We start from the raw sequence: 1,207 nt of genomic DNA, 5'->3' as shown, positions 1-1,207 counted from the left end.
GGCCCATTATTGCGAGTAGCGAATCATCTTTTGGTCAAAATCTCTTTTTTGATCACAATCCTTGGCGGAACAGACGGTGGTATTCGCGTGCTCATGACCGACACTCCGCCTTTTCTGAAAGGTTCCCTTTTTTTGATCTCTGATTTTTCTGCATTGAATTTGCTTTCCCCTATTCTCTCCGCCCTTCAACATGCTGGTTATACCAAACCAACTCCGATCCAGGCCCAGGCTATTCCGCATCTGCAATCTGGTCGGGATCTGTTGGGCATTGCCCAGACCGGTACTGGCAAGACGGCTGCTTTTGCCCTGCCGATTCTCGATCGACTGGGGCGGCGGCGCCTGCGCAGCCAGGCCGGTCATGCCAGAGTGCTGATTCTGGTCCCAACCCGGGAGCTCGCCTCACAGATTGATGCGAGTTTTGCCGCCTATGGGGCCCGTTTGGGGCTCTCTCGGGCTTTGGTTTTTGGCGGGGTCAACCAACACAGCCAGGTACGCGCAATGTTGCGTGGGGTTGATGTCCTGGTGGCCACCCCTGGTCGCCTCCTCGATCTGATGGGGCAAGGGGTCGTCTCTTTGGCATATCTGGAGGTTTTTGTCCTCGACGAGGCCGACCGGATGCTGGATATGGGCTTTATCAGCGATATTCGCAAGGTGGTCTCCAAACTGCCGCCAACCCGGCAAACTTTGCTTTTTTCCGCCACCATGCCCAAAGAGATCTCTGCTCTGGCGGAAAGCCTGCTGCGTGATCCGGTACGGGTTGAGGTGGCTCCGACGGCTACCACCGTCGAACGGGTCGAACAGAAGGTCTATCTGGTGGATAAGCTGCACAAGGTGCTGCTCTTGAAGGATGTATTGCAAAATCAAAAGGTGCGGCAGGCGCTGATTTTTACGCGGACCAAGCATGGTGCTGACAAGCTGGCCGATGCTTTGGAGGCTTCCGGGGTTGAGGTGTCGGCCATCCACGGCAACAAGTCGCAGAGTGCCCGCGAAAAGGCGCTCAACGGCTTTCGGGATGGTCGCCTGCGGGTTTTGGTGGCCACCGACATCGCTGCTCGTGGCTTGGATGTTCCCGGTGTCAGCCATGTCATTAACTTTGATTTGCCCAATGAGCCTGAAAGCTATGTGCATCGGATCGGACGGACCGCCCGGGCCGGTCGGGAGGGTATGGCCATCTCCTTTTGCGATGTCAGCGAGCGCGGTTTTTTAC

The 1,207-nt window shown here is 56.4% G+C and carries 1 protein-coding gene; it reads left to right on the top strand.

Annotation, left to right across the window (positions count from 1 at the left end; genetic code table 11):
• Positions 1-93: 93 nt before the first annotated feature.
• Positions 94-1,207: DEAD/DEAH box helicase (locus tag EJP87_RS16730; RefSeq protein WP_130472965.1), on the top strand; the 1,114-nt coding region annotated here is incomplete at its 3' end.

The organism is Candidatus Magnetaquicoccus inordinatus (assembly GCF_004217665.1).
GTDB classification, from domain to species: Bacteria; Pseudomonadota; Magnetococcia; order Magnetococcales; family Magnetaquicoccaceae; genus Magnetaquicoccus; species Magnetaquicoccus inordinatus.
The sequence above is the reverse complement of the archived record's forward strand: the minus strand, read 5'-3'. Positions and strand labels throughout refer to the sequence as shown.